This is a genomic window from Rhodovulum sp. BSW8, assembly GCF_003314725.1.
In the GTDB taxonomy this organism is placed as follows: Bacteria; Pseudomonadota; Alphaproteobacteria; order Rhodobacterales; family Rhodobacteraceae; genus Rhodovulum; species Rhodovulum visakhapatnamense.
This window is the reverse complement of record NZ_QNVX01000023.1, coordinates 1-1,875: the sequence shown is the minus strand read 5'-3', so window position 1 is coordinate 1,875 and position 1,875 is coordinate 1. Positions and strand designations below refer to the sequence as shown.

Annotated in this window: 2 protein-coding genes; both read right to left on the bottom strand. The window is 61.2% G+C overall.

Going from position 1 to position 1,875, the window contains the following annotated elements; translation table 11 throughout:
* Positions 1-1,621 (bottom strand): recombinase family protein (locus DSD19_RS11875; protein WP_133260416.1); only part of this gene is annotated, 1,621 nt, incomplete at its 3' end.
* A gap of 19 nt (positions 1,622-1,640) precedes the next feature.
* Positions 1,641-1,787, bottom strand: coding sequence for a hypothetical protein (locus DSD19_RS11870; RefSeq protein ID WP_243627928.1), 147 nt, complete (start codon positions 1,785-1,787; stop codon positions 1,641-1,643).
* Positions 1,788-1,875: the final 88 nt, after the last annotated feature.

Below are 1,875 nucleotides of genomic sequence, written 5' to 3'. Positions count from 1 at the left end.
CCCCCGCAACCATCTTTACTTGCGATGACCCCGCCCCTCCGGCGGGGTTTTTCGTTTGCACCGAAAGCGTAAGGATTCCAGCGAGATCGCCGCGCACGTCGATTTCCACCTTGCCGTCCACCGGCGTCAGTACGATGTCTTCGACCAGCGTCCTTATGATATCGGCGGCTTCCGTGCGCTTTTCTTCGTCCTCACCCTGTAGGGCGTCGTAGAGGCCCTGGACGCGCGAACGGTAGAGCTGCGCCATCGAGGGATGCAGAAGCGGCGGAGGCTCGTCAGCCTCTGCGAGGAAGGCTTCCACTTCCTTCTTGCGCTGCTCCAGGCCAACCATTTTCTCGTTGATCCTGTCGGCCGCGCCTCCCTTGAGGATGAGGTCGAGCAGGGTATCCAGTTCGCGATCAATCTTTCTTATCTCGGTCTCTGCCGCCACCACGCTGGCGCGATCTTCCATGCGCAGGCGATTGACCTCCTGTGTGAAGACCTCACAGAACCTGGCGAAGAGTGCCGGATCGACGAGCCGGGTGCGCAGGGCGTTCAGGACACGGGACTCCAGCTCATCGCGACGGATGTTGACGCGATTGTCGCAGGTGCCCTTGTTCCGTGCCGTGGAGCAGCCGATCAACGTCGCGGAGATCGCAGAGTATCCGCCACCGCAGCATGCGCATTTGGTAAGGCCCGAGAAGAGATATTTCGGACGCCTGCGCCGATTGACTGTTGCCACCTCGGCGTGGCCGTTCTCGTCCCGGGCGAGCCTGTTCTTGGCCTGGCGGGCCTTTACTGCTTCCCAGAGCTCGTCTTCCAGAATACGCAGTTCCGGCACGTCCTGGATCACCCATTCCTCTTCCGGGTTCGGCCGCGCCTGTCGCTTGCCCGTGTCGGGGTCCTTCACGAAGCGCTGTCGGTTCCAAACGATCTTGCCGACATACATCTCGTTGTTGAGGATGCCGTTCCCACGCTTCGGATTGCCGTTGATCGTACTGAAGCCCCAATCGCCACCAGACGGGGCGGGGATGCCATCCTTGTTGAGCGAGAAGGCGATCGTCTTGGCCGACTTGCCCGCGGCATAGTCGCGGAAGATGCGGCGGACGACCTCGGCTTGAGCCTCGTTGATGGCTCGGTCGCCTCTGATCGGTTCGCCATTGCCGTCGAGCTTCTTGACGACGTCATAACCGTAGGCGTTGCCACCGCCCGACTTGCCCGCTTCGACACGGCCGCGCTGGCCTCTCCGCGTCTTGTCTGCCAGATCCTTGAGGAACAATGCGTTCATCGTGCCCTTCAGGCCGACATGCAGGTGCGAGACCTCGCCCTCGGAAAGGGTGAAGATCTTTACATCCGAATAGGACATCCGCTTGAACAGGCCGGCGATGTCTTCCTGATCGCGCGAGAGGCGGTCCATTGCCTCGGCAAAAACGAGGTCGAAACGGCCGCGTGTGGCATCGGAGATCAGTGCCTGCACGCCAGGGCGCAACAGAGATGCGCCTGAGATCGCATGATCGGAATATTCTTCGACGATGATCCAGCCCTGTTTCTCGGCATGGAGGCGACACATGCGGAACTGGTCGGCGATGGAAGCGTCGCGCTGATTGTCAGAGGAATAACGGGCGTAGATGGCGACCTTCACTGTGCGTCTCCCAAGGCGATCAGGAGCCGCGCGAGCCCTGCTTCTTGACTTCCTGCTCGTAGAACTTGCGAGCTGCCTGTCGCGCGAGAAACTCGACCAACCGGATGAGGCGAGGGTCGGGATCGCCCTGCGGCATGAAGCTCAGCTCCGGCGCCTCGATGAGCATGGCCTCGAGCAGCTCTTCGCGCTCGCTCGGCGCAGTCGTTGATCTCGGTTGGCTTGCTTTCCGGCTCATACAAGCCAGAATTTACGCC

What these genes read in the sequence shown, in the direction of transcription:
- DSD19_RS11870 (WP_243627928.1), bottom strand. Translation starts at nt 1,787, where the DNA reads ATGCTCATCGAGGCGCCGGAGCTGAGCTTCATGCCGCAGGGCGATCCC.